Origin of the sequence: Mesotoga sp. UBA5557 (assembly GCF_002425715.1) — a bacterium.
GTDB lineage: Bacteria > Thermotogota > Thermotogae > Petrotogales > Kosmotogaceae > Mesotoga.
Genome location: NZ_DIMV01000029.1, coordinates 1 through 25,410, shown reverse-complemented (window position 1 = coordinate 25,410; position 25,410 = coordinate 1). Strand labels below are relative to the sequence as shown.

General features: G+C 47.2%; 21 protein-coding genes and 1 tRNA gene. 6 read left to right on the top strand and 16 right to left on the bottom strand.

Annotated features, from left to right (window positions below):
• Positions 1–562 precede the first annotated feature (562 nt).
• The gene (locus B3157_RS03595) at positions 563–841 is read right to left on the bottom strand and encodes a helix-turn-helix domain-containing protein (RefSeq protein WP_292588908.1); all 279 of its coding nucleotides are present in this window, start codon (positions 839–841) and stop codon (positions 563–565) included.
• On the bottom strand, positions 838–966 hold the full coding sequence (locus tag B3157_RS03590; protein ID WP_292588906.1) for a hypothetical protein: 129 nt from the start codon (positions 964–966) through the stop codon (positions 838–840). The genes B3157_RS03595 and B3157_RS03590 overlap by 4 nt, the downstream gene beginning before the upstream one ends.
• A gap of 474 nt (positions 967–1,440) precedes the next feature.
• On the opposite strand from B3157_RS03590, the gene B3157_RS03585 reads away from it, so the two are divergent.
• Positions 1,441–1,797 (top strand): hypothetical protein, encoded by a 357-nt coding sequence (locus tag B3157_RS03585; RefSeq protein WP_292588904.1) that lies wholly within the window; start codon positions 1,441–1,443, stop codon positions 1,795–1,797.
• A gap of 139 nt (positions 1,798–1,936) precedes the next feature.
• Here B3157_RS03585 and B3157_RS03580 read toward each other — a convergent pair whose 3' ends face one another.
• From B3157_RS03580 to B3157_RS03555, 6 genes are all read right to left on the bottom strand, one after another.
• A complete protein-coding gene (locus B3157_RS03580) occupies positions 1,937–6,769 on the bottom strand; it encodes a DUF4011 domain-containing protein (protein WP_292588902.1) in 4,833 nt (1,610 codons plus the stop codon).
• 698 nt (positions 6,770–7,467) lie between these two features.
• A complete protein-coding gene (locus B3157_RS03575; RefSeq protein WP_292588900.1) occupies positions 7,468–8,211 on the bottom strand; it encodes a DnaB-like helicase C-terminal domain-containing protein in 744 nt (247 codons plus the stop codon).
• A gap of 301 nt (positions 8,212–8,512) precedes the next feature.
• On the bottom strand, positions 8,513–9,301 hold the full coding sequence (locus B3157_RS03570) for an alpha/beta fold hydrolase (protein ID WP_292588899.1): 789 nt from the start codon (positions 9,299–9,301) through the stop codon (positions 8,513–8,515).
• Between the two features lie 210 nt (positions 9,302–9,511).
• Positions 9,512–10,885 carry a M14 family zinc carboxypeptidase gene (locus B3157_RS03565; RefSeq protein WP_292588897.1) on the bottom strand — a complete coding sequence of 458 codons (1,374 nt, stop codon included), beginning with the start codon at positions 10,883–10,885 and terminating at the stop codon, positions 9,512–9,514.
• A 195-nt stretch (positions 10,886–11,080) separates the two neighbouring features.
• A tRNA-Pro gene (locus B3157_RS03560) sits at positions 11,081–11,156 on the bottom strand.
• Between the two features lie 91 nt (positions 11,157–11,247).
• A complete protein-coding gene (locus tag B3157_RS03555) occupies positions 11,248–11,712 on the bottom strand; it encodes a hypothetical protein (RefSeq protein ID WP_292588895.1) in 465 nt (154 codons plus the stop codon).
• A gap of 263 nt (positions 11,713–11,975) precedes the next feature.
• Between B3157_RS03555 and B3157_RS03550 the strand changes: the two genes are divergently transcribed.
• Together B3157_RS03550 and B3157_RS03545 are read left to right on the top strand one after the other, a co-directional pair.
• Complete coding sequence (locus tag B3157_RS03550) at positions 11,976–12,347, top strand: NifB/NifX family molybdenum-iron cluster-binding protein (protein WP_099830996.1); 372 nt, start codon at positions 11,976–11,978, stop codon at positions 12,345–12,347.
• Between the two features lie 21 nt (positions 12,348–12,368).
• A complete protein-coding gene (locus B3157_RS03545) occupies positions 12,369–12,731 on the top strand; it encodes a PadR family transcriptional regulator (RefSeq protein WP_099830997.1) in 363 nt (120 codons plus the stop codon).
• Positions 12,732–12,750: 19 nt separating this feature from the next.
• On the opposite strand, the gene B3157_RS03540 is transcribed toward B3157_RS03545, so the two are convergent.
• Genes B3157_RS03540 through B3157_RS03530 form a run of 3 tightly spaced genes read right to left on the bottom strand, consistent with a single transcriptional unit; the run spans position 12,751 to position 15,420 of the window.
• Entirely contained in the window at positions 12,751–13,713 is a 963-nt protein-coding gene (locus B3157_RS03540) for a 1-aminocyclopropane-1-carboxylate deaminase/D-cysteine desulfhydrase (RefSeq protein ID WP_292588892.1), read from the bottom strand.
• A gap of 11 nt (positions 13,714–13,724) precedes the next feature.
• A complete protein-coding gene (locus B3157_RS03535; protein ID WP_292588890.1) occupies positions 13,725–14,978 on the bottom strand; it encodes a M48 family metallopeptidase in 1,254 nt (417 codons plus the stop codon).
• Positions 14,971–15,420 carry a hypothetical protein gene (locus tag B3157_RS03530; protein WP_102818802.1) on the bottom strand — a complete coding sequence of 150 codons (450 nt, stop codon included), beginning with the start codon at positions 15,418–15,420 and terminating at the stop codon, positions 14,971–14,973. The genes B3157_RS03535 and B3157_RS03530 overlap by 8 nt, the downstream gene beginning before the upstream one ends.
• A 231-nt stretch (positions 15,421–15,651) precedes the next feature.
• On the opposite strand from B3157_RS03530, the gene B3157_RS03525 reads away from it, so the two are divergent.
• A complete protein-coding gene (locus B3157_RS03525; RefSeq protein WP_292588886.1) occupies positions 15,652–16,974 on the top strand; it encodes a mechanosensitive ion channel family protein in 1,323 nt (440 codons plus the stop codon).
• Positions 16,975–16,988: 14 nt separating this feature from the next.
• Here B3157_RS03525 and B3157_RS03520 read toward each other — a convergent pair whose 3' ends face one another.
• The 5 genes from B3157_RS03520 to B3157_RS03500 all read right to left on the bottom strand — a co-directional run bounded on the left by B3157_RS03520 (position 16,989) and on the right by B3157_RS03500 (position 22,705).
• Positions 16,989–17,732, bottom strand: coding sequence for an ABC transporter permease (locus tag B3157_RS03520; RefSeq protein ID WP_292588884.1), 744 nt, complete (start codon positions 17,730–17,732; stop codon positions 16,989–16,991).
• Positions 17,713–18,810: an ABC transporter ATP-binding protein gene (locus B3157_RS03515; RefSeq protein ID WP_292588881.1), complete on the bottom strand. Its 1,098-nt coding sequence runs from the start codon at positions 18,808–18,810 to the stop codon at positions 17,713–17,715. Before B3157_RS03515 ends, B3157_RS03520 begins: the two co-directional genes overlap by 20 nt.
• Positions 18,803–19,990: an ABC transporter permease gene (locus tag B3157_RS03510; protein ID WP_292588879.1), complete on the bottom strand. Its 1,188-nt coding sequence runs from the start codon at positions 19,988–19,990 to the stop codon at positions 18,803–18,805. The genes B3157_RS03515 and B3157_RS03510 overlap by 8 nt, the downstream gene beginning before the upstream one ends.
• A complete protein-coding gene (gene osmF, locus B3157_RS03505) occupies positions 19,983–20,894 on the bottom strand; it encodes a glycine betaine ABC transporter substrate-binding protein OsmF (RefSeq protein ID WP_292588877.1) in 912 nt (303 codons plus the stop codon). Before osmF ends, B3157_RS03510 begins: the two co-directional genes overlap by 8 nt.
• Positions 20,895–21,307: 413 nt before the next feature.
• Positions 21,308–22,705 (bottom strand): mercuric reductase, encoded by a 1,398-nt coding sequence (locus B3157_RS03500; protein WP_292588875.1) that lies wholly within the window; start codon positions 22,703–22,705, stop codon positions 21,308–21,310.
• A 480-nt stretch (positions 22,706–23,185) separates the two neighbouring features.
• Between B3157_RS03500 and B3157_RS03495 the strand changes: the two genes are divergently transcribed.
• Positions 23,186–24,145: a 4Fe-4S dicluster domain-containing protein gene (locus tag B3157_RS03495; protein WP_292588873.1), complete on the top strand. Its 960-nt coding sequence runs from the start codon at positions 23,186–23,188 to the stop codon at positions 24,143–24,145.
• 147 nt (positions 24,146–24,292) lie between these two features.
• On the top strand, positions 24,293–25,132 hold the full coding sequence (locus tag B3157_RS03490) for a mechanosensitive ion channel family protein (protein ID WP_292588871.1): 840 nt from the start codon (positions 24,293–24,295) through the stop codon (positions 25,130–25,132).
• The last annotated feature ends 278 nt before the right edge of the window (positions 25,133–25,410 follow it).

Genomic DNA, 25,410 nt, shown 5'->3' with positions numbered 1-25,410 from the left:
ATTATATCACTTTGCCATCCTTAGGAGAAAGTGACCGATAATAAGAGAAGATGCATGTTGCACGACCATAATGAAGCATCACTTGGTCTTTTCCATGGAAAGAAACAAAATCGATTTTCTGGATCAAGTAAGCTCGCATTTTCTCCACGATTGAAGATAGTTTGTCAGGTGAAGCTCTGAGAAAGCCAATATAGCAAAAAAACGAAACGAGAATCAGAGAGTCGCGAAAACGGTGTGAATGCACCACGACGGAGATCGTATACTATCGCCTGATCGTCAACGGTGACTCCTATGTATTTTTATCTGTCCATTTTAATATTTATACATGTCCAGAAAAATGGTCAGACTCGTACTCCGGAGAAATACCGCTACGTGTAATGAAGATGAATGCAGATCCCTGCTGAAGAATTCTTCCCTTTCTTTCCGTATTTGTTCGTTCAAGTGGCGATAGTGATATCCAAACATTCAAATGACTTCGAGCACACACTTGTAATCTGTTTGTACGAGTCATATTTGGTAGAGGCATTTATAGCAAAGCAAGTTATGAACCTGAGAGTCTGATCTAGGCGGTTATCGATTCTTCTGAAGCCTTTTGTAAAAGGTTCATTAGGAATTCTTCTGGTGAGGTATTAGCCTCTACGCTTAGTTCTTGTATTTTCTCCGCTGCCACGTTGGAAAGTCTGATGCAATTATCGGCCTGGGCTGTTATTAGGATCTTGCCTCCAAGAGCATTGACGAGTTTGTGCATAGTCTGGTAGGAAAGATTCTGTTTTCCTGCCTCTATTCTTGAGATATTCGGAACGCTTATACCTGTGAGCTCGCTTAGATCCTTTTGAGTCATACCCTTCTCAACCTGAGTTCAATCAGTTCATCTATGAAGTTTCTTAGCGGCTTTCTCTCATTGTATATGCGCGCGAATTCCTCGTTCTTCATCAAGTTGGCCTTCAGTTTATCAAAGCCTGTCATCTATAACACCACCTTTCAGATTTCGAAAGAAGCCCACTTACTTTTGTATATTATCATATATGATAATACTAGTTGATGTCTCTCTTTATTCTTGGCAAGAAGGAAATAGAGTATTCGGTCAGACAAGAATCCGGAACTCGGGATTAACTGTTTAGTCTCTAGTGTTGGAGTAATTAATAATGCGACTTCTGCCCAGAAATATGGTTAAGTAATGATAATGAACTAGTCTGTCAATTGTGATCGACTGACTCCACACATTGATAAGTATGCTAGACTTACTGTAGTTGTCCGTTGAATGCGTTACCAGAACGATTGTGATCATTGAGATGGCAACCCACCAGTAGTTATGTATTGCATTCAACTGAATATTCCAACTTTTTCCCCTGTGTCACACCCAAACTCAGAGACTTACTTTCTTACGATTCTATTATTCGAATCGGTGCTCAAGTGGCATCCAAGAGGGAGGATCCTAGCATGCATGCAATCGACGAAAATGGAAGAACCGTGATCCTGAACGAAGATGGCAGCTGGCAGTATGAAAACTCAAAAGAATGGCGAGTTGTAAGAACCTATATGGGAGATTCGACAGAGAAAAAGACGGATCTCTTTCAAATCACCTATCCCCAGTGGAGGGTCAGGGTATCCACAGAAAAACGCGTGTGCATCAGCTGGCACGAACATGAATCAGGTGATCAAGACGACTTGATAGATCTGGGTTCCCCGGGTTCTGACGAGAGTTATGTCTACTTGAAAGGAAGCTTTTACCTAGACATTTTCATCTCAAATGGAAAATACAGAATAGTTGTTGAAGAGAAAGTTCCGGCAGAATGAATACTATACCCTTCATCTGAAACCGGGAACAAGGAATGCCTGAAACGATAAAGATTTCAGCATATCCCCCTCAATACAATATCCCAAAAATGGGAGAAAACATTGTTGATCGATGGAGCAAGACTTGTAGTACGTTTCACTATTGTTTTCTAATACTCACTTTCCCATCTTGAATCTGAATCTCATGGTTGCGAATAAGCAAGCTGATTTCTTTGTTTATGATGTTCGAGATGTTCGTTCCCGTCCTCTTGAAACCGAATAGTCTTGCCACATCTGTCTTCAAGTCCTCTCTATCCATTGTGAACGCGTGTTTCAGACAGAGTTTTATGGCCTCTTGAATCTCCACAGGCGGGATGTGTTCGGGTTTTCTCATATCATTTCTGCTGGCCGATTGTCTTGGAAGAATCCTTTCGTTGCGCTTGAGCAAAAAATCTCCCTGCAGAACATATGAATCCCTTGGGAATTGTGCCATAACATACTCCCGTAGACTCTTACGGGAGATATTCCCGGATTTTGTATACATATCCCAGTTTACCTGGAGTAAATCAGGGCGAGTATCGAAAAGCATGATAATCCTCGACACTACCTCATCCAAATGAACCGGGGCCTCTTTTTCAATTATCGCCCCAATAAGGCTATACAATTGAATAACTTTCTGCAATGAGACTAATTTGGTTAGGTCATGAGGTGAGAATCTTTCATACAATGGAAGGGTCGTCTCTTCTCTTTTTATTGATGGCAAAGGATTTTCGACTATCAGCTCATCATTGATGTTAAGTGCTTCGGTATTTTCTGAAACGGAGCCAGCAGCTTCTATCTCTGCAATGACTCTCTTGATTTCCGAACTTCTGTCGAAGATCCAATCTCTTGACCAGATTCTGATGATCTTCCAACCCAGATTCTCAAGGACTTGTTGGCGTAGCCTGTCTCTATCTCTTGCAGTTCTCGCGGAGTGATACATGGCTCCGTCGCATTCAATTCCTGCGACATACCTTCCAGGATGTTCATTGTCAACAATTGCCAGGTCTATCCTGTAGCCGGAGCATCCCACCTGTTTGTGTACATTGAACCGACGTGCGGTGAGTTCCTCAAATACCTCCTCTTCAAAGGGCGATTCAAATTCGCCGTCAGTGTTTTCGGTCTCTCTCAAAAGGAATTCCCTGCTTCCTCCCTCTTCAGCATAGTTCAAATATTCTCTTAGGGCTCTTACTCCTGGGGTCTGTATTTCAGCAGAGATGTCTGCTCCTCTTATCGAACTTACAACAGTGACTTTCCTCTTGGCTCTCGTTATCGCAACGTTGAGTCGTCTTTCTCCTCCATTTTTGTTTAGAGGACCAAAGTTCATGGTCAGCTTTCCCGAAGCATCTCTACCATATCCAATGCTGAAGATCATCTCATCTCTCTCGTCACCCTGAACATTCTCAAGATTCTTCACGAAGAAAGGTTCAAGTTTATCCTCGCCGAAGAAATCCTCGACAGACTGATCCTGGGAACGAAGCTCTTCAATTCGGTCAAGGATCGCCGTCTGCTGAGCTTCACTGAAGGCAACTACTCCTAATGAAACACCTGCCTTTGTCCTTGCATGGCTCATAACCATCTCGGCAACTCTGCGTGCTTCTTCAATGTTCTTTCTGCTCTTTGCTCTGTCATAAACTCCATTCGAAACATATTCAAAGCATATTCCGGAATCAAGCCCGTTAAAACTGCTGCTGGGGAATGTGCTGAGTCTATTCATGTAAAAGTGATAGTTTGAGAAGGCTATCAATGATTCGTGGCGGCTTCGATAGTGCCAGAGAAGTTTCCTTTCTGGAAGACCAGCCGCGCTACATTCGTCGAGAATGCTTTCGAGACTCTCCAGATCGTTCTCTTCATCTGTCATTTCGGCTTCATCGGGTTCAGAGATTCTGAAGAAGCTTGTGGGAGGTAGCTGTTTGTTATCTCCAACAACTACTACCTGCTTTGCCCTCATGATTGCTCCCACTGAGTCTTCCGGAAATACCTGGGAAGCCTCGTCAAAAATGGCGACATCGAATTTGAACTTTTCCGGATCGGTGAATACGCTTACTGAAAGAGGGCTCATCATCATGCATGGTTTCAGAACTTGAAGGAGGTTTGGTGTTTCCGAAAATAGTCTTCTGATTGATTTGTTTCGTCTCTTCTTGGCTATCTCTCTTCTCAGAATAGATGTCTCGGCACTTCCAGAATTCACAAGATTGGAAACCGGAATCCTCTGGGCGAGGAAAGAAGCCAGTCTCTTTCTGGCATACAGCTGTTGTTTTGAATCAAGTAACCGGAACTCTTTAACAAGAAGATTGTGGTCACTTGTGGAGAATGAGTTCAAAACCTCATCCTTTGCGTAGAGCTCCGACAAGAGGTTGCTATAAAAACCCTTTAGGAAGACTTTGTCAAGCACATCGGACCCAACTTCACTTTCCCTCGCTCTTTCGAGAAAGTCTTCCAGTCCAGCCTTCTCGAGAAAAATGATACTCTTCTTCATTGAAAGCCAGTCATCAAGTTTTGGAAGCGACTCTTGTAGTCTTTGGACAAAATCTTCAAAGCCTTCAAAGTCCGAAAGAGACTTGCCGTCAGAAAATGGTTCCGTGATAACCATATCGGATACTTCCTCAAGATCCTTGAAAAATGAATTTGTTGCCGTGATTCCACGCTTCACCCAGTCACTCCTGCCTGATATTGCCTGCTGGTTTGGGTTTCCTTTCGGCAATATAGAAAAGAATGAGAAGTATTCAATCAGCTCCCTTAGGTCTGATTCACTACTTCTCAAAGCTTTCTCCAAGTTATCATAACTCTCGTTGAAGCTCTTGATTACCCCTTTTGAGCTTTCAAGAAGACTTATCAACTCTTTCTCGTTGCAGGCTTTTGTCATTAGTCCACATTGGGAGAGAACTCTTTCCGACTTCTCCAAATCTTCTACGATTCTCTCGTAATTTAAAACTCCATCATATTTAAGCGAAGAAAGGATGCGGACATTCTTCTTATAACCTCCAAACAACCTACCAAAAAAGCTGTTGTATGAGCTCGAAAACTTTCTTTGAAGCTCATTGTGATTCAACTGAAGAATGGCCGGTCGATATCTCGTCAGAAGCGAGGCGGTCTCCTCAAATAACTTGACAGATTTGAGAGCATTAGAGATTCCCAAAAGTGAGCGAAGAGCATCAAACTGACGGGTGACTTCACTGTGAGAAACCTTGACCTCATCTATCGCGCTCTTTAAGTTAATGAAAGAATCTCCATAACTAGATGGAAGTTCTCTCTTAATTGTTGAAACATGAGAAAGAACCTCCTCTGCTAACTTCAAGGCCTTTTCTTCGGCCGAACTTCCGGACTCAAACAAGTCAAGAATCGTTGAAATCCTAGAATTTGTATATTCGAGTTCCTTACTGATAGACGATCTCCACTCAAGGGATGTTTCCTCGCCTATCTTCCTTAGTTTTCCTATAGTGTCTCTTATCTTCGTCAGCGATTGACGAATGCGCATTACGAAAACGGCATCAGGAGCAACTGCCTTGACTTTGTTAAGGACATCCTTCTTATGGTTGCGATAAATTTCGGCGTGGCGCTTCAAGTTGTCAAGATTGTTGATAATCTTGTCCAGTTGATCATGCGTGAGATCTTGTAGTTGTGCTACATCAAAACTCACAAGATCTACGTCATGCAAAGCTGCCAGATTGCCGTGAAGCTCAAATGCTGAAATCTCAAGAGAAGTTCTCTTTTCGTGCAGTCTTCTAACATAGCTGTTGAGTCTTTCTCTTATCTCCTTGAGTCTAGAGAGTTCACGCTCCAGGCTTTTCGTATCTACAGCATGGTTGTTAGCTTCATTTAGCACTCGTTCCAGCTCGTCCAGGACCACTCTCTTCCCTGTTTTCTTACTGTGAAGCTCCAGGCAAAAATCTCCCAATTCACAATCATCCAGACGGCGCTTTACAACTTCGAGTGCTGCCATTTTCTCGCTTACGAAAAGGACTCTTTTACCCTGACTCAGGGACTCCGCAATAATATTCGCTATCGTCTGACTCTTTCCAGTCCCGGGAGGTCCCTGTATCACGAGGTCTTGACCGCTTTTCACGGCAAGGATAGCCTCTTGCTGACTCGAGTCGGCATCTAGTATCTGATAGCAGTTTAGAGGATCGTTTTCCACATCCAAATCTGGAAGCTCGTCGTGTTCATTATCTGGTGCAATCAACGGCTTCCCCTCTGCAATTGTTCTCAACACAGAGTTTTCGAATATCATGTCTTCATAGTTCTCAAGGTCTTTGTACATGGCAAGCTTGGCAAAAGAGAAGACCCCTAAAGCAACGTCTTCAATAACCGACCAGCCCTCGATCGGTTCAATTAGCTGTCTGACTTTTACAAGTAGATCTCTTAGGGTCGACTCCTCAAGCGACATTTCCTGATCATAAGTAGATTCCAGGTCAAGGCCAAATTCCTGCAGTTTTTCGGAAAGTGTTGGATTAAGTACAATGTCGTCATCGATGATCCTTACGGAATAGGGTGAGGCAATTGTCTCGCGGCTAATGGAAACTGGAACAAGGAGTAAAGGGGAAACCACAAAGCTCTTGTTATAATCTAATTCTTTCCACTTGAGGAAACCGAAAGCCATAAAAAGGGTATTGATTCCCATTTCCTCGTAAGAAGTCCTGGACTTAAGTTTTAGTCTATTGAGAACAAGATTCATTTCCTTTTCTTCGCGGTCAGCCTGTATCTGGTTTGCTTTAAGGGAAATAGCGCTTTGATATTCTTGCTCTTTATCATCTTCTGGAGGAATCGGAACGAAGTTCATCTCTTTTTCTTGGACAACAATCTTACTGAAAATCTCACTGCTTGAAGGCTTTATAAGCATCAAATTGCTCGTCTTGCTGGTCCTGAAGTTGATTAATCTGTTTCTCATTGTGAGATCTAGCAAAGCTTTCTTCCACTTGTCGATCTTAACGGAAACAGCGTCATTGTTTTCCATGGGATCCCTCCAGAAGCCTTTCTTATACAGATGGTATAAACAGAATGAACTAGATGAAACGCGCAAAACGCTGACTCAACTCATCGAAGAGTCTTTCTTTCACTTAGATCAAAGATCCGTCCATTCTGGTTGGCAGAACTGATTGGAATCTTGAAATTCAACACTTGAGATGCACTTCTCTGGAAATCTCGAATTGCTAATGTTAACTCTGTATCTCCATATGTTCATACATTGCAGAAAACAGATTAAGCTCATTTGTCTAGAGAGATTGTATCATTTTGTAAGCAAATGAAACAATGTGAAGAACCTAGAAATAATGACTTTAGATATTTGGGAAGCAAACCCCGAAAGTGCGCACTCTGGTAAATTCAAGATCAATGTTTGAGCTGGCTTGATTATTGAATCATCGGCAAAATACGACGTGGCATAACTTGAGGCAGAGTCTTCTTTCAAGACTTCTTTTGCTTTTAACAACCGTTCGTCTACCTTTCGTTTCAACCATTTTCACCTCTATTTCTTCTGTGGAACTTATTGTACTCCCATCCAGTGAGTTGTAAGCATTAAGTAAAAGAACCTCCATGCACTATAAATCATATGTGCAAACAGTAATCATCTTCGCTTCAAAAAGAGCTGACATTCGAAGAAAGCAACTCCAACCCATCGCTTGTCCAATGCACACGGCTTCTTGACTCTCATGACTAGTCATTTACAACAGCCTTGCTCCAGTCAAATTGAAAAACCTCCCTGAAATCTACGTCGACGCCACCGGCTCTGGATAAGGTGATTTTAACTTCATCTATTCCATTTGAACTTGAACAATGATCAGATGGACAATGAAGCAACATAATGGTATCGGCTTCTGCCAAGTATGAACCGTTTCCTTCAAAATCCTCTATTCTTGGCATCTTTCCAGCATTTCTGTACGCTGAGCGTTTCAGCTTGGTCGCAAGGATGAATGCAATGCCCAGGGTTTTTCCAACTTGCTTTAGAAGGCCACAAGCTTTCCTCTTTCCTGACAGGAGGTAAAGGTCGTCGATGATGAAGATTTCGATCCCTCTAGAGTGATGGAGTTCGGCAGCAACTTCTATCGTTCTTTCTATGCTACGTTCCTTCAAATCTACAATATCTAATGTGAGCTGCTTCAGTTCATACAAACTGCGATTCAATTCATCTAATTCATCTGTGGGCAGATCTTTCGTATCTTCCAGCTTTAGCTGTGATTCGAAAACTCTTTGCAAAAGTCTTGTCTGAAGGTTTTTGGAAGGCTCGCTACATGAGAAAAAGGCAACTCGCCCACCTTCAAGTGCGAATTTATATGCCAGGTTTAGCAGAAACGTTGTTTTTCCGCTCATATGCAGTCCCCCAACCACCACTAAATGCCCGCTTGTTATTGGTTGGAGATAATTAGATAGACCTCTGTAAGGCCAGTTCAGATTCTTCATAAACCACCTCGAAATATCTGCCGTTGATCTGCTGTTAAGCTTACCATTCCACAACTTAAATCTATACTACAGCAGCTACACTGCCTTCATTAAATAGGGTCAGACTCATGTTAATGCTTTGGCGAAGAGGCTTGTTGAATTCCGTTTACTCCTGGATTCAGAATGATTACATCAAGCAGTTCATGAACCTTGCGCTCCCTAAGCTCGTTTTGTGTCGTGGTTCCTTTTCTTCGAGATCTTGCTGAACCAATCAGCGTTTTTTGTCAATTCCAGCCTCTGCATATTCGGATGTCGAGAGAGATTATCTTTTCTCAAGTTCTTCTTCTACAATCCTGTAGAACTCTTCTCTGGCATGTCTTTCCAGCCAGGGCATGTGACCGCATCTTTCCAGAACCCTGAATGTGAAATTCTCAAGTACCCTTGAAAGCGGAATCTCGACACCCTCTGCCGGATGGGGGTCGTAATCGCCATGGACCGCGAGAACGGGACAGAAAATCTTCTTGCCATTCTCGAGAAGCTCTCCGCTGAGCCTCATCTCTGAGGCCTCTGTCCATACGCTCTTGTATATCTCTGCATCGATATTGACTTCGACTCTTTTGGCATCTTCGAGAAGATCGAAGTGGTCTGTCTTGGCCAGGAGTTCTCTGAACTCAGATAGCAGTACTCTATCTTTCAGTTCTGCATTGTTCAGGAGCCTCATGAGCTCTTCCGCTCTAGCCTTTTCTTTTGCGTCAAGACGGTTCAGGCGAGTATTCATGATACCGGAAGCGTAATGCTGCTCGAAAGGACCGCTGCTTATGAGTATTATCCTATCCACAAGATCGCCATGCTCTGCCGCAAACAAGAAGACGAGCCACGCTCCCCACGAATGTCCCAGAAGAATAACCGGGGAAATGCAATAATTCTCGACAATCTCCCTTAACTCCTCTAATTGTCCGGGTACTGTCTTCTTTGTCTGATAGGGCTCCAGAACTCCCCGTCTCTTTCCCAGCTCTCTCGCGAGGGGCGCGACTCCTCCGGCCGCTCCCGGTCCTCCATGAACGACTACAACTCTGTATGGAGGATCGCCGTGCATTCTGAGATTGTCCATCTTCTGAACCTCCGCTTAGATGTGCTCTTATTCGTGTCTAGCGATTGCCAGGTATTTACAACTCCGGCAAGTCAAGCTTAGCCGAAATTGGCGAAAAATGGGACAGAAGAGAGGAACTAGTCAGTCCCTATTTTCGCCTCGTATGAACTGGATGCCGAAGCCGTATTCCATCGTTTTCTCTAAGCCCTGCAGAGGAATATCTTGATACTACTAGCTTCTATCGAGAGCATAAAGAGCGGCATATAGTCCGCTCATCAGCTGTATTTGGACGAGTTTCTTTATGGGGATAATCGTGTACTCGAGTTCCTTCTCCAGTTTGTCACTCATGTCCTTCATGTGCCGATATGCTTTCTCTGCGGCAGCTTTGAACTCACTGTCGTTCGTCTTCTCGTAGTTGAGAAGCATGATCCTTCTGAGCATTCCCCACAAAAGCATCTTGTAGGTCTTGGAGACCTGCTGGTTGTCGAAGGCTTCGGCCACCGTCGCCTTCTTTTCCAATTCCTTGGCGGTCTTTGCCCAGTTCTCCTGTACAGGGAGGTGCCTTTCGGAGGATTCGAGGAAGTCGTCGAGAGCGGTCCGCAGAGGAGTATCGACCACGAGCCTGTCCTTCAACGGGAAATAGATTTCTTTTATCTTCTGGTCCTCCTGCTTTGTGTCTTCGATATTGGCAAGCACAAGATCCCTCCTGATAAATTCCGTCTCGGAAAGATCTTCAATTTTGGGATTGTAATAATACGGAACTTCACATACCAGCTCAAATACCTTCTCGTTGAACTGCTTTCCGTACTCGTAGCTGCAGGTTCCCGCCTTCCCAATTATTTCTGCCGGATCCCTGTCTGTATTGGCTGCGTAGTAATCGTAGCTGTCTCTCATCGTCGGCATCTTGAAAACTGCTTCGGCGTACTTGACTGCATACGGCATCTCCGGCTCGCCAAGCGCTGCCGGGATATTCTGGTCTTCGTAGGCCTTCTCGAATATCGGATAAAGGATCGGAGCATCGTCGGATATGTAGTTGTAGACTCCGCCAAAACCGGCATTGTGGAGGCTATATATGAAGATCGGCTTGACCTCTTCGATTATGTTCATCAGAGCTCTCGTCTCGGGAATCGGATCGTTGTTGTCGAGAGTCTTATACTTTATGGGGAAGGTCCATTCTACCTGCTGAAAACTCGCCGGTCTGTAGAAGTTCAGCGCGTAGTTCAAGGGCGTGTAAGGTCCTTTGAACCAGCCCTCGTTCAACTTCGCCCCGTCGTTGTCAGCTACCTTCACTATGTACCAGCTCACGTCCTTGAATGTATTTCTAAAGGCCTCGTTTTCGACCAGCTGCTGAGATAGATAGTCGAGCATCATGCTTCCTATCGGTTCATTTGGATGCGGAAAACCGTACATCAATATCGCCCTGGAGCCATTGCCGATCTTCAAACAATAGATCGGATCTCCGGCCATCGATTCACCTATCTTGTAGAAGCTGGCAAGATCGGGGTATTGCTCCGCGAGTTTTTTGCTCGATTCGTTCAGCTCGTCGACCGTCTTGAAGTATTCGTATTCCGGTACATTCTTGATTACCGCCTTAATTGAATCCATAACTACCCCCTTTATATATAGTGACAGGCGACCTGCCTGTTGTTGTCGCCTGTTTGGAGCTTCGATTTCTTGACAGTGAATCTTTGGTTCTAATGGCTTCCTGGAAGAACTCATGAACCAAGAGTCTTCTTGAGAAGGACATCTAAAGTATAACCCGTTCTAATATAAAAAACCCCCGAACGAATCGAGGGTTCTTGGTCGGGGCGACTGGACTTGAACCAGCGACCTTCTGCGCCCCATGCAGACACGCTTCCAACTGCGCTACGCCCCGTACTCGAAGATTCTATCACAGTTGGGATAACCTTTCAAGAGCAGAACGACGCCCCGAGCAGCTTTCAAACAATGAAAAGTTGCTCTGCGGGCTACTCCCTGACCTCGAACGTGAGGAAGTCGATCTCTACACCACCGCTGTCCGAGTCATTCAATCTGAAGTCGTATAATCCGGCATCCCATGGAGCGGTAAATACTATCAAACCGTCTGTCATGCCGCCGACGTAAGCATACTGAATGTCGTGCAGGTCGTTTTCGGACTCGCTTCCATGTGGAATATCAGAGGGAACGATTCCGATCCAGGCGTACGTTTCGAGGCCTTCTGTTCCGTAGAAGTACAGAGTGATCTCTTCGCCCGGCGCAAAGACGTCTTTGTAAAGGCTCATATAGGCGGATTTCAGAGGTTCCTCAGTTTCTGCAGTATAGATAATACTCTCGATCTCATCCAAGTAGAATTCGTAGATCGAACCGTCTTTTAGAGTGATAACAAGCAGACCATTCGCAAGCGCCGCAACACACAGTGCCGCAATTATCAGTAAAGCAAGAGTCTTTTTCATGCCGCACCTCCTCCATGATGATTCTCTCACAATTGCTCATTCAGACGGCCGTCGTTTCATGCCTCCCTCAAGAACTATTGCTTCACCAGAAACGGATGGACAGTCTCAAAACAGGAGGCATTTTAGTCATTTCTTTCCGGCAAAGCCGTGAAACTGATCTCCCCTTGAGGAAGAGCAAATCAGATCGCAGATGCTATCATAACTCAGTCTTGTTCGAATGCTATAATATATGTTAGATGAATATAGGTAAGGAGGTAGTTTTTGTGAAGATCGCAATTCCCACTATTGATAATAACGGTCTCAAATCCAAGATTTCAGAGCATTTCGGTCACTCTCCGTTCTTCGCATTCGTAACTGTGGAGAACAACGAGATTGTCTCTCACGAAATCGAAGCGAACCCTTTTGAACAGCACGAGCCGGGCGAGATTCCAGGCTACGTGAAGAGTAAAGGCGCCGATGTGATAATAACAAGAGGCATGGGCGGCCGGGCAAGACAGTTCTTCGAGACGCTGGGCGTACATGCCATTACCGGGGCCAGCGGGACCGTCGAAGCGCTAGTAAGAACCTACATTGAAGGCGAACTTTCCAGCGTTGAATACGAGCCCGAAGACCATGGAAAGTTTCACAATCACTAGAAAAAAGACGACGGAGCATATATGAGAAGTATGAGAGGAAGACGAATGGGGATGGGCAGATCATGGATCGAGTTGTATCTGCTTCTCCTCATTGCTGAGAAACCGGGCCACGGGTATGAACTGTCTTCTAGAATCAACGACTTCGAGATCCCTATCTTTGGTGTCGGTCAGATGGGCAGTCTTTACCGGGTGCTCGGGAGTCTCGAGGAAACGGGTCTTATAACCTCTGAATGGGATACTGAAGACACAGGTCCAGCCCGGAAGAATTATAAGATAACCGAAGCGGGCCTTGAATATCTTAAATCTGCCGAAGTCAGGATCAGAAGGTTCAAAGACAATATAGATAAGTTTCTTGAAAGGCTTGAAGATCTAAAGAAAGCATGAAGCCCTGCCACGCAGGGCTTTACTTCACATAAGCTGCCGGATTGTCGAACAGCTTGAACAGTCCGCCTGTATGGATAAAGAGAACCCTCTTTCCGGCAAATCTCCCTCTAGAGATTTCGAGCATGCCTCTGAAGGCTTTTGCCGTATAGACGGGATCAAGGAAGAATGCTCTCTCCTTCGCAAGTTTCTTTATGAGATCCATATCCTCTTCCGAAGGCACGGCGTACGCCGGTCCAGAGAAGTCATCGACTATTTCGATTTCACTGCCTTCAAGCGAGACGGCTATCCCGTACTCTTTCAGGCCTTCTATTAGTTGTTTCGTCTTTTCCACAAATAAGGACGAGGGATCTTTCGTGACGTTTATGCCGATCACTCTGGTGTTATATCCGAGCGATTTTAGACCGGCCACGAGGCCCGCATAGGTGCCAGAGCTACCAACCGCTGTGAAGATGGCTTCGACACCGTCGAGATTGATCTGTCCTGAAAGCTCTTTAACAGCATCCACATATCCCCTGGCGCCAAGCGCGTTTGAGCCGCCCTCGGGGATCAGGTAGACTTTGCTGCCCTTCTTCTCGTATTCTTCCTTCTTCGTGGCGAAGATCTCGTCTATCTTCGAATACTCTTCTTTTGTCACATAATGGATATCGCTGCCCACCATTGTGTCAAGAAGAACATTCCCCTGGGGGATCTCCATCGGCCTTCCCCTAAGGAAGAGAACAGGCTGCATTCCGAGCGATCTAGCGGCAAGGGCCGTTGCCCTGCAGTGATTAGACTGAATGCCCCCGCAGGTGAATACCGTATCTGCCTTCTTTTCCAGAGCATCTTTCAGAAGATACTCGAGCTTTCTGATCTTGTTTCCGCTCGTAATGAAACCCGTTAATTCATCATGCTTGCAGAACAGTTCGAACGGAAGTTCGAGGTACTCTTCAATCCATTCAAGCCTGTTCACAGGTGTAATGCTGTTAATGAACTTGAGTTTCAAGCTCTCACCCCCTACTCTCTCTCATTTATATTAGAGACTATGCTGTTCAGTTTTTCAATTCGCTCCCATGGCGGCGGGTGGGAATAATTGAGGGCCGCATATAGCGGATGTGGACTCAGGTTTGACAGGTTGGACGCGGACAGGTTCTTCAGCGCGCTTATCATGGGCAGCGATGTGCCCAGCATCTCGGCTGCATACCTGTCGGCTTCGAACTCCCATCTTCTGCTTATTAACGAGTCTATCCAGTCGAGCATCGTGAAGACCGATGAGAGGAAAACACCTGCGTACAGAAGAGTGGTGAACTTCTTCTCAATTCCGAAAATACCAGAAGTCAGAGGGCTTTCGACGATCAGCCAGAGCAAGACCACCGCAAAGGCTGCAGCAGCATTTGAAACTAGCATCCCCTTCAGGACGTGTTTGCGTTTAAAATGGCCTGCTTCGTGTGCGAAGATCGCCTGTATCTCTTCTGAAGTGTGCTTCTCTAGCAAGCTGTCAAATAGAACGATCCTTTTCGCGCGGCCTATCCCTGTGAAGAAGGCGTTCGTGTGGCCGGTCTTTCTCGAAGCATCCATGACCATGATCGACTTCACTTCAAAGCCTGCCTTTTCGGCGATAGCCCTTAGCCTGCCCATAAGGTCTTCATCATCGAGAGGTTTGAGCTTGTAGAAGATGGGCAGGATTACTGTTGGAAATATCAGCTGGGCCAGAAGCTCGAAGACTATGACTCCGATAAGCAGATACAGCCACCAGTAAGCAAACGAGTCGACGGCCAGTAGAACCAGAGTTACTATGGGGATACCGATTACAGCCACCAGGCTTATTCCCTTCAGCTTGTCCGCAACGAACGTTCCCGGTGTCGTCCGATTGAATCCGAATCTCTTCTCGAGAACGAACGTCGAGTAGATAGAGAAGGGCAAAGTGATGATAAAGGCGGTCGCTCCAATGACGATGAAGAACAAAAGCCCCTGAATCACGAACCCTTCCGCCGCTCTAACCGCTAAGGATTCAACGGCTCTGAAAAACCAGAAGATGCCTATGCTCAACGCTGCAAGACTCACAATCGACGAGGTGATGGCAAGAGAGCCCTTTGCCCTCGTGTAATCCACGGACTTTCCAATGAGGTCATCGTTGAAGACGTCGCGCAAGTTGTCGGGAAGGGATACCCTCGAGAGTCTGGCGTTCCTGTAGTTTAGAGACAGCAACGTTAGTTCAAAGAGACTGATTCCATAGACAACGAGAAGAAAGACAATCTCGAAGCTAGCCATCTACTTCTTCTTTCTCTTTCATGTACTGCTCTACTTTCTCTTCATCCAGTCTCTGAATCTGTCCTTTGGATGCAGGTCTGAATTCCTCGGTTTCGTGAAGAGCTTCTCCCAGAGGGCACCTTTTCTCGGGATTCTCTATTAGGTAGTTCATTAACCCGTCTTTGTCTACGAAGATCTTGTAGAAGACCTTCGTTCCGTCGGTCAGTTCATAGATCCCGCATGGTCCGTTGAACAGCGCCTCGGCTGCCCGGAGGTAAAGCATAGCGTCATTGAAGGAACTGAAAGAAGCTCGAGGGCCGTGCCTTTCCCGCTCGTCGTCATCCATACAGATCGCCCTTCCACAGGTGGAACAAACGTATTGAACGTGGTTCAAGAGGCAATCTTCGGGGTTCTTCAGCGGCGTCGCCCTACTGTCACTAGAGTAGCATTCGGGACATTTCAACTCACTCACCTCCAATACACTATTTTACGACATTGTGGCGATCTCTGAAAGCCTCCATTCAGATTGACGTTTTGATCGGAATAATTCCATTCACTTCTCGACTTTGGGGATTGGCAAATCGATAAGTGTCTGATGTTGGAAGCCCAACGTGAAGAGGCAGTTATGGAGTAAGTGATGTTATTATTGTCTGAGCGGGCTATCTAGTGACCATATCTTTGAGGGGGCGATCTAGTGGTCAATATCTTTGCCGGGTGGTTTTCGGCTCTCGGACTCAGTGAGACTTTTGACTTGGTACTTGCCAACATAGTTGTTGGAATAATCATGATAGTCGTGGCCTTCTTATCCAAATACATCTTCGAAAAGGTCCTGATTAAGCCAATTGAGCTTATTGTAAGAAAATCTGCATTCAAATGGGACGACCTTCTCGTAAAACACAAACTGCTCAATAAGATTGCCCTTATGATACCGGCCATCGTGATTGCGCTATTCGCTCCTGCATTCCCCGCGATAAGCGACGTAATCTACCGGCTGGTAGCCACATATCTGATATTCATCGCCGCCGTTGTGATCGATGCCTTCCTGGACGTATTCACAAGCGCTTATCAGTCTCTGGAAACCTCTAAGGATAAGCCGATAAAGAGCTACATGACCGTTGTGAAACTAATGGTGTATATCATAGCCGGCGTCGTTGCGGTGTCCGTTCTGACGGGGATTTCTCCGTGGGGTATCCTGAGCGGAATCGGTGCGATGACCGCCGTCCTACTCGTCATATTCAGGGATTCACTTCTCGGGCTCGTCGCCAGCATCCAGATTTCTAAGAACAACCTTGTGAGCATCGGGGACTGGATAGAGGTTCCAAGATACCAGGCCGATGGTGATGTAATCGACATTACCCTTACAACGATAAGAATTCAGAACTGGGACAAGACGATAACTACAATCCCTTCATACGCGATAATCTCTGAATCGTTCAAGAACTGGAAGGGGATGTTTCAGGCCGGCGGAAGGCGAATCAAGAGATCTGTCTACATAGACACCTCTTCCGTCCGCTTTCTCGATGACGACCTGTATGACAGGCTGTACAAGATCCAGATTCTGAGACCTTACCTCGAAAGCAGAAAGAAGGAGATCGAGGAGTTCAACAGAATGAACGAGGTAGACGTAACCGAACCGGTCAACGGCAGAAGGATGACGAACATTGGGACTTTCAGGGCATACCTGACCGCCTACCTCAGAAATCATCCCGGGACAAACAAAGATCTTATCATGATGGTCAGGCAGTTGCAGCCGACCGATACCGGGCTGCCTCTGGAGATATACGCCTTCAGTAAAGACACATCATGGGTTAACTACGAATCTCTGCAGTCAGACATTTTCGATCACATCTTTGCTACACTCCCTCACTTCGATTTGAGGGTATTCCAGAATCCTTCGGGAAACGACCTGAGGGCAATGGGAGATCTTCTTGTCGGCAAGAGGCAAGGGCATGAACAGGATAACTCCGAGGAACTCTTTACGGAAAGCCCGCAATTGCACGCCGAAAAGGATACCTGATTCAAGAGGCAAATCTACGCTGTAGAAATCGTTTTCTCGATATTACCGAGCAGCGCATCGGCTGAAAATGCGAGAAGCGCCGCCGGAATAGCCCCTTCAATCACAAAGGCGGGATTCTCTGCGACAAGCCCGGCGATAATGGGCGACCCGAGGCCGCCGGCCCCAATGGTTGCCCCCACAGTTGCCGTCCCGATGTTTATTACGACCGAAATCCGAATCCCCGACATGATTACTTTGAGCGCAAGCGGGAGCTCAATTCTAAACAGCACCTGCCAGGAAGACATACCCATTCCATATGCTGCTTCACGCACATCTGCGGGGATGTTTTCAATTCCCACTATTGTGTTTCTTAAGATGGGAAGCAGTCCATAAAGCAGCAGAGCAGCGACCGTCGGTTTGAATCCAAATCCCAGCAACGGTACGGCAAGAGCGAGAACAGCGACGGGAGGGAAGGTCTGGCCGAGGGAACTCAGGTTTGAAACGAGAGGCAAGTACTGCCTGCCCATCGGGCGTGTAACCAGCACTCCTATCGAGATGCCGATAATCGTGGCAAGTCCGCTGGATACGATGACCATCCAGAGATGTTCGGCCACTAGTTCCAACAAAGTCCCTCTTGGATGAAGAACCTGCTTCTCTCCGGGAAAGAACCATCGCAGAAAGCTCTCCCACCATGCCATATTAGAGATGAGAAGGACGAAGGCCAGCAAGAACAGTCCCAACAAGACCCAGGATAAGACTCTACTTCTCTTCTCTGTCACTTCTGGTCAACTCCTGGATTCTGGTCATGCTTATCTGGCCGAGAAAACGTCCCGTTCTCTCGACGACCGGCAACGCCGCGGTTCCGCTTTCAAGCATTCTGGAAAGCGCCTCCTTAACAGTGCTGTCCGGACTCAAGATCTCTTCTTCCTTCATTTCAGTCAGAGCTTCTCTTACCGGTTTCTCCCTGCTCGAATGGGAGACATCTACCCAGCCGACAAGTCTCTTTTCCTTGTCAAGCGCCCAGACGAATTCCTCTTCGATCTTGCCTAGCTGTTCCCAGCTTCCTGAAAGGTCTATCGCGAAGCTCTCCTCTATATACTCCCTGACCGGGATCCTCGAGAGCCTCTTCAGCGCTCTATCTGATCCCATGAAGTCGTGGACGAATTTCTCCTTCGGATGCGCCAGCATCTCTTCGGGAGTGTCATATTGAAGGATTCTGCCCGCTCTCATGACCGCGATTCTATCTGCAAGCCTTATCGCCTCATCTATATCGTGGGTTACGAAGACGATCGTCTTGTGGAGTTCCTCCTGAATTCTGGCAAACTCGTCTTGGAGCCTCACTCTAGTTAATGGGTCTACCGCTCCGAAGGGCTCGTCCATAAGTATTATCGGGGGATCGGCTGCAAGCGCCCTCGCAACGCCGACTCTCTGGGCCTCGCCGCCAGACAATTCTTTGGGAAGCTTGTTTGCGTAGGACTTAGGCTCCAATCCGACCAGCTGCAGCAGTTCGTGCACCCGAACGTCAATCTTCGATCTCTCCCACTTCAGCAGTCTCGGCACGGTGGCAATGTTATCCTTCACCGACATATGTGGAAAGAGCCCCACGTTCTGGATTACGTAACCTATTCCTCTCCTGAGCTGCTTCACATCCATGACGGTTACGTCGTTGCCGTCTATCAGGATCTTCCCCGTTGTAGGTCTGACTATCCTGTTTATCATCTTGAGCGTAGTCGTCTTACCACATCCCGAAGGCCCGATTAGAACCGTCAGTTCGTTCGAGGGGATCTCGAAGGTAATCGAATCTACGGCCAGCGTATTCTCGTCGTATTTCTTTGTAACATCTTCAAATCTAATCATTGGCTCCCTCCGAGATTAACCCCTTAGGAGTCAGTATTCCTATAAGCAGCTGCATTAGGGAATCGACTATCAAAGCGAGAGCAACTATAGGCAACGCTCCTAGAAGGACAAGATCCATGGCGGCTTGACCGAGACCCTGAAATACGAAAACCCCGAGGCCTCCTGCTCCTATCAGGGCCGCCATGGTAGTGTTCCCCACGGCCTGAACGGCCGCTGTTCTAACGCCAGCAAGGACGACCGGCAGCGAAATCGGAATCTCGACCTTTCCGAGAACCTGAATTCTGCTCATTCCCATCGCCCTGGCAGCCTCCACGGTATCTGTGGGAATAACCTTCAGACTTGAGTAAGTGTTTCTGACTATCGGGAGAAGCGAATACAGGACGAGAGCTATCATGGCCGGAGCCCAGCCGACACCCGTTATTCCTATCTCCCTAAGAAATGGCACACTGCGTGAAAGGTAGGATAGCGGAGCTATTAGCAAGCCGAACAGGGCTATACTCGGGATCGTCTGTATGAAGTTCACAACAGCGAATACAGGTCTTTCGATCTTTGGAGACCTGTTGGCAACTATTCCAAGCGGCACTCCTATGAGCACTCCGGCGAGAACTGCTCCTCCTGCAATTACGAGATGCCTCACAGTCTCTTCAAGAAATCTGTTGCTTCTGTTTGCGTACTCCTTCATTATTGCAAGGTCTTTCAGATGACCCGAGCCGAGAAGCAACAGGAACAGGCCAATCGGAACCAAGACCAGAAGCGATGAGATGATCTTCCTGTCCTTCAGTCTTCTTCTGGCAGCGAATACAACAATGTAGCCGGCCAGGAGAAGAACCCACAAACCGGTGGAAGGGGAGACCCTTGCAAAGGGACCTGCCTTTGAAGCTATAGAGGCGGCATGTCTTCCGGCCAGAAAGAAGCCGAAGACGGGGGCAATCCCTCCCACGAGACCCATCAAAAAGCTGAATCCCGCGTAGGACAAAAACAGGACTGCAAATGAGGCCACTAACAGGAGAGAGAGGCCCACATTTGAGAAGCTGCCTAAAGCTACGGGAAATGTCTCCGAGATTCTCGTCTCCTTAACTGAAAGGAATCCCGGGACCAGGAGAGACAACAACATGATGGCCATTCCTAGAATGACCATCATGTCTCTTCGTCTGGAAATCAGCGTCATAACTCTAGTCAATCAGAGACTTCGATATGAGGAACTGCTCGGCGACGTATCCCGCATCTAAACCTTCTATCGCTATCGAAGCGTTTAGCATCTGCAGCGTCTCGAGATCAAGAGCCTCGAAAACGGGTTTGAGGAGCTCCTCGATTTCCGGATAGGCTTCATGTATCTCCTTTCTAACGATCGGAGCGGGTTCATAAACGGGCTGAACTCCCTTGGTGTCTTCAAGGACCACCANNACCAACTTGAGAGCGGAGAGGGCGCCGTCAGTACCATATGCCATCGCGAGGTTTACACCGTCAATGTTCTGGGAAGCGGCCCTTATGGTCTGAGCGGTATTTCCTCCAGAGAAGGCAAGTAGCTGCTCATTTGAAAGCTCGAAGCCATAAGCCTCCTGAAAAGCCGGCATAGCGTCCGGTCTGGTAAGAAACTCCTCTGAAGCGGCCAGCTTAATGAAGCCGCCGCGATTCAGGTAAGACGCGAGGTCTTCAAGTGTCTTTATTCCTTCACTGTCGGAAAGATCCTTCCTGATCGCCAGAGCCCATGTATTGTTGGCAGGGGCGGGGGTCAGCCACACCAGGCCGTTGTTCTCAAAGTCGAGTCTCTTGACTGTCTCGAATCCCTGCTGCGCGTTTTTCCATATACCCGGATCAGTGTTATCGAAGAAGAAACCTCCGTTGCCGGTGTACTCGGGATATATATCGATCTCTCCAGCAATGATCGCCTTTCTGATAACACTCGTAGTTCCGAACTCAGTCTTGTCGTTCACTTCAAAGCCATTCTTCTGCAGGACTATCACTATCATCTGTCCCAACAGTGCGCCTTCGGTGTCTATCTTCGATGCGACCGTAATCGGTCCCTTCAGTGCAAAGCCAATGGCCGTCATTAGTATCAGTGCAATCAGCATTATTCTCTTCATACAAACAACCTCCATAATTCGTATTGCCGATAATTCTACTCCATTTAATTGTACACTATCTCTGAAAGTTTTCAATGCGCAGTTGTCTCTGTTGACATATCCATGTTCCGACTGAAAGCTCCAGCCCGGAATCTGAGATCCGGTTTCTCCCTCTTTCCCATTTCGGCTCAGACAGATAACCCCGTAACCCCCAAAAAGGGAGAATCTGAAAGCAGCTGATTCACAGAGAGGCACAGGTTGTTCTCATCTTTTCAGAGACCAACAAAGATTCGGGGCACAACTAGAACCCCACGAGGGAGTATTGACTTCCAAATGCCACGAAATCCAACCACCTTTCTTCCCGAAGGGCTACCTCCATCGACTAACCCCGAAAGAGATTCCGCGAGCATTCCAATATACTCTTGCAAATACGGTCAGCCATCCAGCGTCATGAAGAGATTGTTCAATGATTCCACGAGCGTTGGGTGTGCAAAGACGCCGTCTCTGAGCGAAGTGAATGGAAGCCCGCCCATCATGGCAATCTGAATTGCAGATACAATCTCTCCGCCCTCAACTCCTAGAATGGCGGCACCGATAATCCGGTCTGTCTCTGAGTCGACAAGCGCCTTCATCATTCCCCGTGTCTCGTCCGTTTCAATGGCCCGAGCCACCCTATCAAAAGGCAGCTTTGCCACGCGATAGCTGTACCCCCGACTCGATGCTTCCTTCTCGGTGAGGCCTATTCTTCCAAGTTGAGGATCAATGAATACTACATAAGGGACATCCCTCTCTTCTATCGACGAGCTTCCTCCGTTCAAGAGGTTCTCCCTCAATACTCTGAAGTCGTCGTAGGAAATATGTGTGAAGGCCGGTCCGCCTTTAACATCGCCTATCGCGTAAACTCCCTCCGACGTGGTCTCCAGTTTGTTGTTTACCTTTATGAATCCCCTATCGTCAACCTTAACCCCGGTCTTTTCCAGATTCAGGTCGGGAGTATTGGGTAACCTGCCGGTCGCGAGCAGCAGATGGCTTCCCACTAATGTCGTTTCCTTCTCAGAAGATTGCACTCTCAGGCTGATCCTGTTGCCCCCGGCGCTTCTGGCCTGGAGCGGTTCGCTATCTAGAAGGACCTCGATACCTTCGTCCCTCATGATTTCCAAAACCATGCCGGCGATATCCTCATCTTCGCGAGAGAGCAACTGTTTATCCCTTTGAATAATGGTTACTTCACTTCCAAAACGTCGGAACATCTGCCCGAACTCCAGACCCACGTAACCGCCTCCAACGACAATCAGGTGTTCCGGAAGCTCATCGAGCTCCATTATCGAAGTCGAGTCATAAGCCACTGAATTATCCAGACCTCTTATCTCAGGTCTCGCAGGTCTCGTTCCGGTGTTTATCACGATGATGTCTGCTTCAAAGAACTCTGTTCTCCCATCTTGAAGGCTGACTTCGAGCTGTCTTTCCCTTACAAAACGCGCGCTGCCTTCTATCAACGATAAGTTTGGAGAATCGAGAATCCTTTTCTCGCTACCTTTTCTGAAGCTCTCGACAATCTGCCTTTTCCGCCGGATAACTCTCTCCAGATCGAGCGAGAACTCCCCGGCATGAACTCCGAAATCTCCTGCGCGCCTGACCAGATGCGCTACTCTTGCGCTGGCTATCATAGTCTTTGTTGGAGTACACCCTTCATTGACGCATGTACCTCCAACTGCCTTTCTTTCCACAAGTGCGACCTTCCATCCTGCATCTGCAAGCGAAAGCGACAGAGGAGTGCCTCCCTGACCGGAACCGATAACTATCGCGTCGAATTTTTTCCTACCATCCTTCATTTGATCACCATCCTAATTTTCGCCATAGACATGCAGTTTTCACTGTTTTTCCCGGTCAATCACTTGAAAGCAAAAGGCCCGATTCTTGATCTCTTCATCGGCCATGAGTTGGTGATTATGTTCAATCTTCTTTCGAAAGAGACTAAGCGATTCCTCACCAAGATGATCCACAAAGGATCGGGCAGAGAAAACCTGTCCTGTTCTGCTTTTCTATGAAGCCAGAACGGCCGAGCAATCCGTTCAGAAGGCTGAAAAACTGGTCACTGTTATAGATCCTCTGGAGTCACTGAATCTCTGGATACCTCACAAGTTTAGCATCGGGCAAATCAAAACAAATGAAGGAAAGAGTCTGTGATCGGGAGCCGAAATTGCTTGAAGCCGTCACTGTGTCGCGCCTATCTTAAATCCAGTCGACAGCATAGGATGCAAAAGCCGCTGCTAGTATAATTGTATGATCAGTGCAGGCCGGTGGTGAATAGAATGACTAGATACGATGAGCGTGACACGATGTTTGCCAGGATGAACTACGAAGCAGGATCTCCCGAGTACCGTGACTACTACTCCATGCATCCTGAGTTGAAAGAGGTTGATGACGAACTGCGTAGCAAACTGGATCTGTGCGACGTAAGCTCCCTCTATTATGATCTGATTGAAGCTTCAGAAATCCGTTCGAATTTCTCCCTTGTAGAAGATCTTCGGCCTCTATGCGAAGGTATGCCATCAAATAACAGATTTCGATCCGACTCGTCAAGCTTCACCGATCTAGTCAGAAGGGTCGCCCACGATTTTGGTGCAGATCTAGTAGGTGTGGCAGAAATGAAACCGGAGTTTTATTATAGCCACAGAGGCAGGCATCGAGAACACTACGGAAAGAAAATAACCGATCTACTTCCTTTTGGAATAGCATTCGCGGTTGAAATAAAGAAGGATATGATTGACAGCGCACCGGCGATGACCGCAATGGTCGAGAGCTCCAGAACGTATCTGAAGGCAGCTACGATCGGACTAAGCATCTCCTATTTCATTCGAAGTCTTGGATACTCGGCTAGAAATCATATGGACGGAAATTATCTCGCAATTCTCCCTCTGGTGGCGGAAGCTTCAGGACTTGGCGTTTTCGGAAGACACGGCCTTCTCATCTCTGACAGGTTCGGCCCAAGAATAAAACTCGGACTGGTAACTACGGATATGCCTTTGAAGTGCGACCAATCAATCAATGTTGACCTAGAGAGCTTCTGCGGCAGCTGCGGTATTTGCTCGACAAAGTGCCCGGCTTCTGCAATACCCGTCAATGGAAAGGAGATCGTCAACGGAACCAGGAAATGGAGAATTAGTCACGAGCTCTGTTACTCTTATTGGAGGACGAATGGAACCGATTGCGGTATTTGCATTAGGGTCTGCCCCTTCTCGAAAGGGATCGGCTTTTCACAGTCCATGTAATCAAAAGGCAAAACGCTCCGATTCTGAGAACCTCGGCCGCTTTCTCTAAACTGCTTAGGCGGTAGAAAGGTTTCCGTTTTCATCGAATTTGGGTTTTTGAAGGATCGTATGTAAGAATAACTACATGAGACTATAGGAGGGATTACCATGAATGAAGTACTCAGTACAATTATCGAGTGGGCCATCAGAATAGGGATTAGCGTTGTAATCCTGCTGCTGGCAAAATGGCTGGCGGGTCTCTTCTACAAAACATTCATGAAATTCGCGGAGAAGACAACCGTTGTCTCCACTCAGTATCGTAAGACCATGAGAACGCTTTTCAATCTGGCGTTCTATGCGCTGGCAGCCTTCATAATCATCTCGGTTCTCTTCAAGAATCTGGCTCCTATGCTTGCCGGACTCGGAGTATCAGGTATTATTGTGGGTCTCGCAGTCAAAGAGCCTCTAGACAATTTCATCTGTGGAATTCTTATAATGATCAACAAGTTGGTTTACGAAGGGGAAGCCGTGGACATTGGCGGAACCTCAGGCGGGATTCAGGAAATAAAACTGAATCACGTACTCATCAAAACCTGGGACGGCAAGCTCGTAACTATACCGAGCAGAAACGTCTGGACCGCAACGATAATTCACTTCTGGCCCGAAAATATAAGAAGAAACGATCTCACGGTAGGCGTTTCGTATTCGAGCGATCTGAACAAAGTGATGAAGATACTCGAGGATTCTGTCAACTCTTATGAAAAGCTATATGTAGACGACAATCACAAACCCATGATCCAGTTCACCGGGTATGGCGCGTCTTCGATCGACTTCGTCGTGAGATTCTGGGTGGAGAGGCCTAACTTCGTCGCCTCAAGCACAGAACTCGCGAAGATCATAAAATCGAAATTCGATGAAAACGGAATAGAGATACCGTTCAGCCAGCTGGACCTGCATATTGTCGACAGCCCCAAAGAAGGCATAAGATTGGCCGGGAAGGAAAGCTGACCGAAGGGATCAGAGGGCAGAAACGTGGTCGGGGGTAGCAGGTTAGGAAAGAGCGGAGTAAGACGCAAGGCGCCGGAATGCATCGGCGGACGCAGGGCTGCCTTCGGCAGGAAGCGATCTGAAAGCCAGTCACCTTCGGTGGCCAGTTCCGCTTAGCGGGCTAGGAACCGCTGAACGCTGACGAAGACAACGTTGTCCGTCAACGGTCCTCCGTCCACCGAAATCGTCAACAACAATCGAGAAAGAGCGTTGTCGAGAGGTTCGCTGCGCTCACGAGA

Bases quoted from the DNA above. Each gene is read 5' to 3' on its own strand.
- B3157_RS03490 (WP_292588871.1), top strand. From the start codon at position 24,293: ATGAATGAAGTACTCAGTACAATTATCGAGTGGGCCATCAGAATAGGG.
- B3157_RS03545 (WP_099830997.1), top strand. From the start codon at position 12,369: ATGAGAAGTATGAGAGGAAGACGAATGGGGATGGGCAGATCATGGATC.
- B3157_RS03535 (WP_292588890.1), bottom strand. From the start codon at position 14,978: ATGGCTAGCTTCGAGATTGTCTTTCTTCTCGTTGTCTATGGAATCAGT.
- B3157_RS03575 (WP_292588900.1), bottom strand. From the start codon at position 8,211: ATGAAGAATCTGAACTGGCCTTACAGAGGTCTATCTAATTATCTCCAA.
- B3157_RS03565 (WP_292588897.1), bottom strand. From the start codon at position 10,885: ATGGATTCAATTAAGGCGGTAATCAAGAATGTACCGGAATACGAATAC.
- B3157_RS03555 (WP_292588895.1), bottom strand. From the start codon at position 11,712: ATGAAAAAGACTCTTGCTTTACTGATAATTGCGGCACTGTGTGTTGCG.
- B3157_RS03515 (WP_292588881.1), bottom strand. From the start codon at position 18,810: ATGATTAGATTTGAAGATGTTACAAAGAAATACGACGAGAATACGCTG.
- B3157_RS03570 (WP_292588899.1), bottom strand. From the start codon at position 9,301: ATGGACAATCTCAGAATGCACGGCGATCCTCCATACAGAGTTGTAGTC.
- B3157_RS03495 (WP_292588873.1), top strand. From the start codon at position 23,186: ATGACTAGATACGATGAGCGTGACACGATGTTTGCCAGGATGAACTAC.
- B3157_RS03595 (WP_292588908.1), bottom strand. From the start codon at position 841: ATGACTCAAAAGGATCTAAGCGAGCTCACAGGTATAAGCGTTCCGAAT.
- B3157_RS03500 (WP_292588875.1), bottom strand. From the start codon at position 22,705: ATGAAGGATGGTAGGAAAAAATTCGACGCGATAGTTATCGGTTCCGGT.
- B3157_RS03585 (WP_292588904.1), top strand. From the start codon at position 1,441: ATGCATGCAATCGACGAAAATGGAAGAACCGTGATCCTGAACGAAGAT.
- B3157_RS03590 (WP_292588906.1), bottom strand. From the start codon at position 966: ATGACAGGCTTTGATAAACTGAAGGCCAACTTGATGAAGAACGAGGAA.
- B3157_RS03580 (WP_292588902.1), bottom strand. From the start codon at position 6,769: ATGGAAAACAATGACGCTGTTTCCGTTAAGATCGACAAGTGGAAGAAA.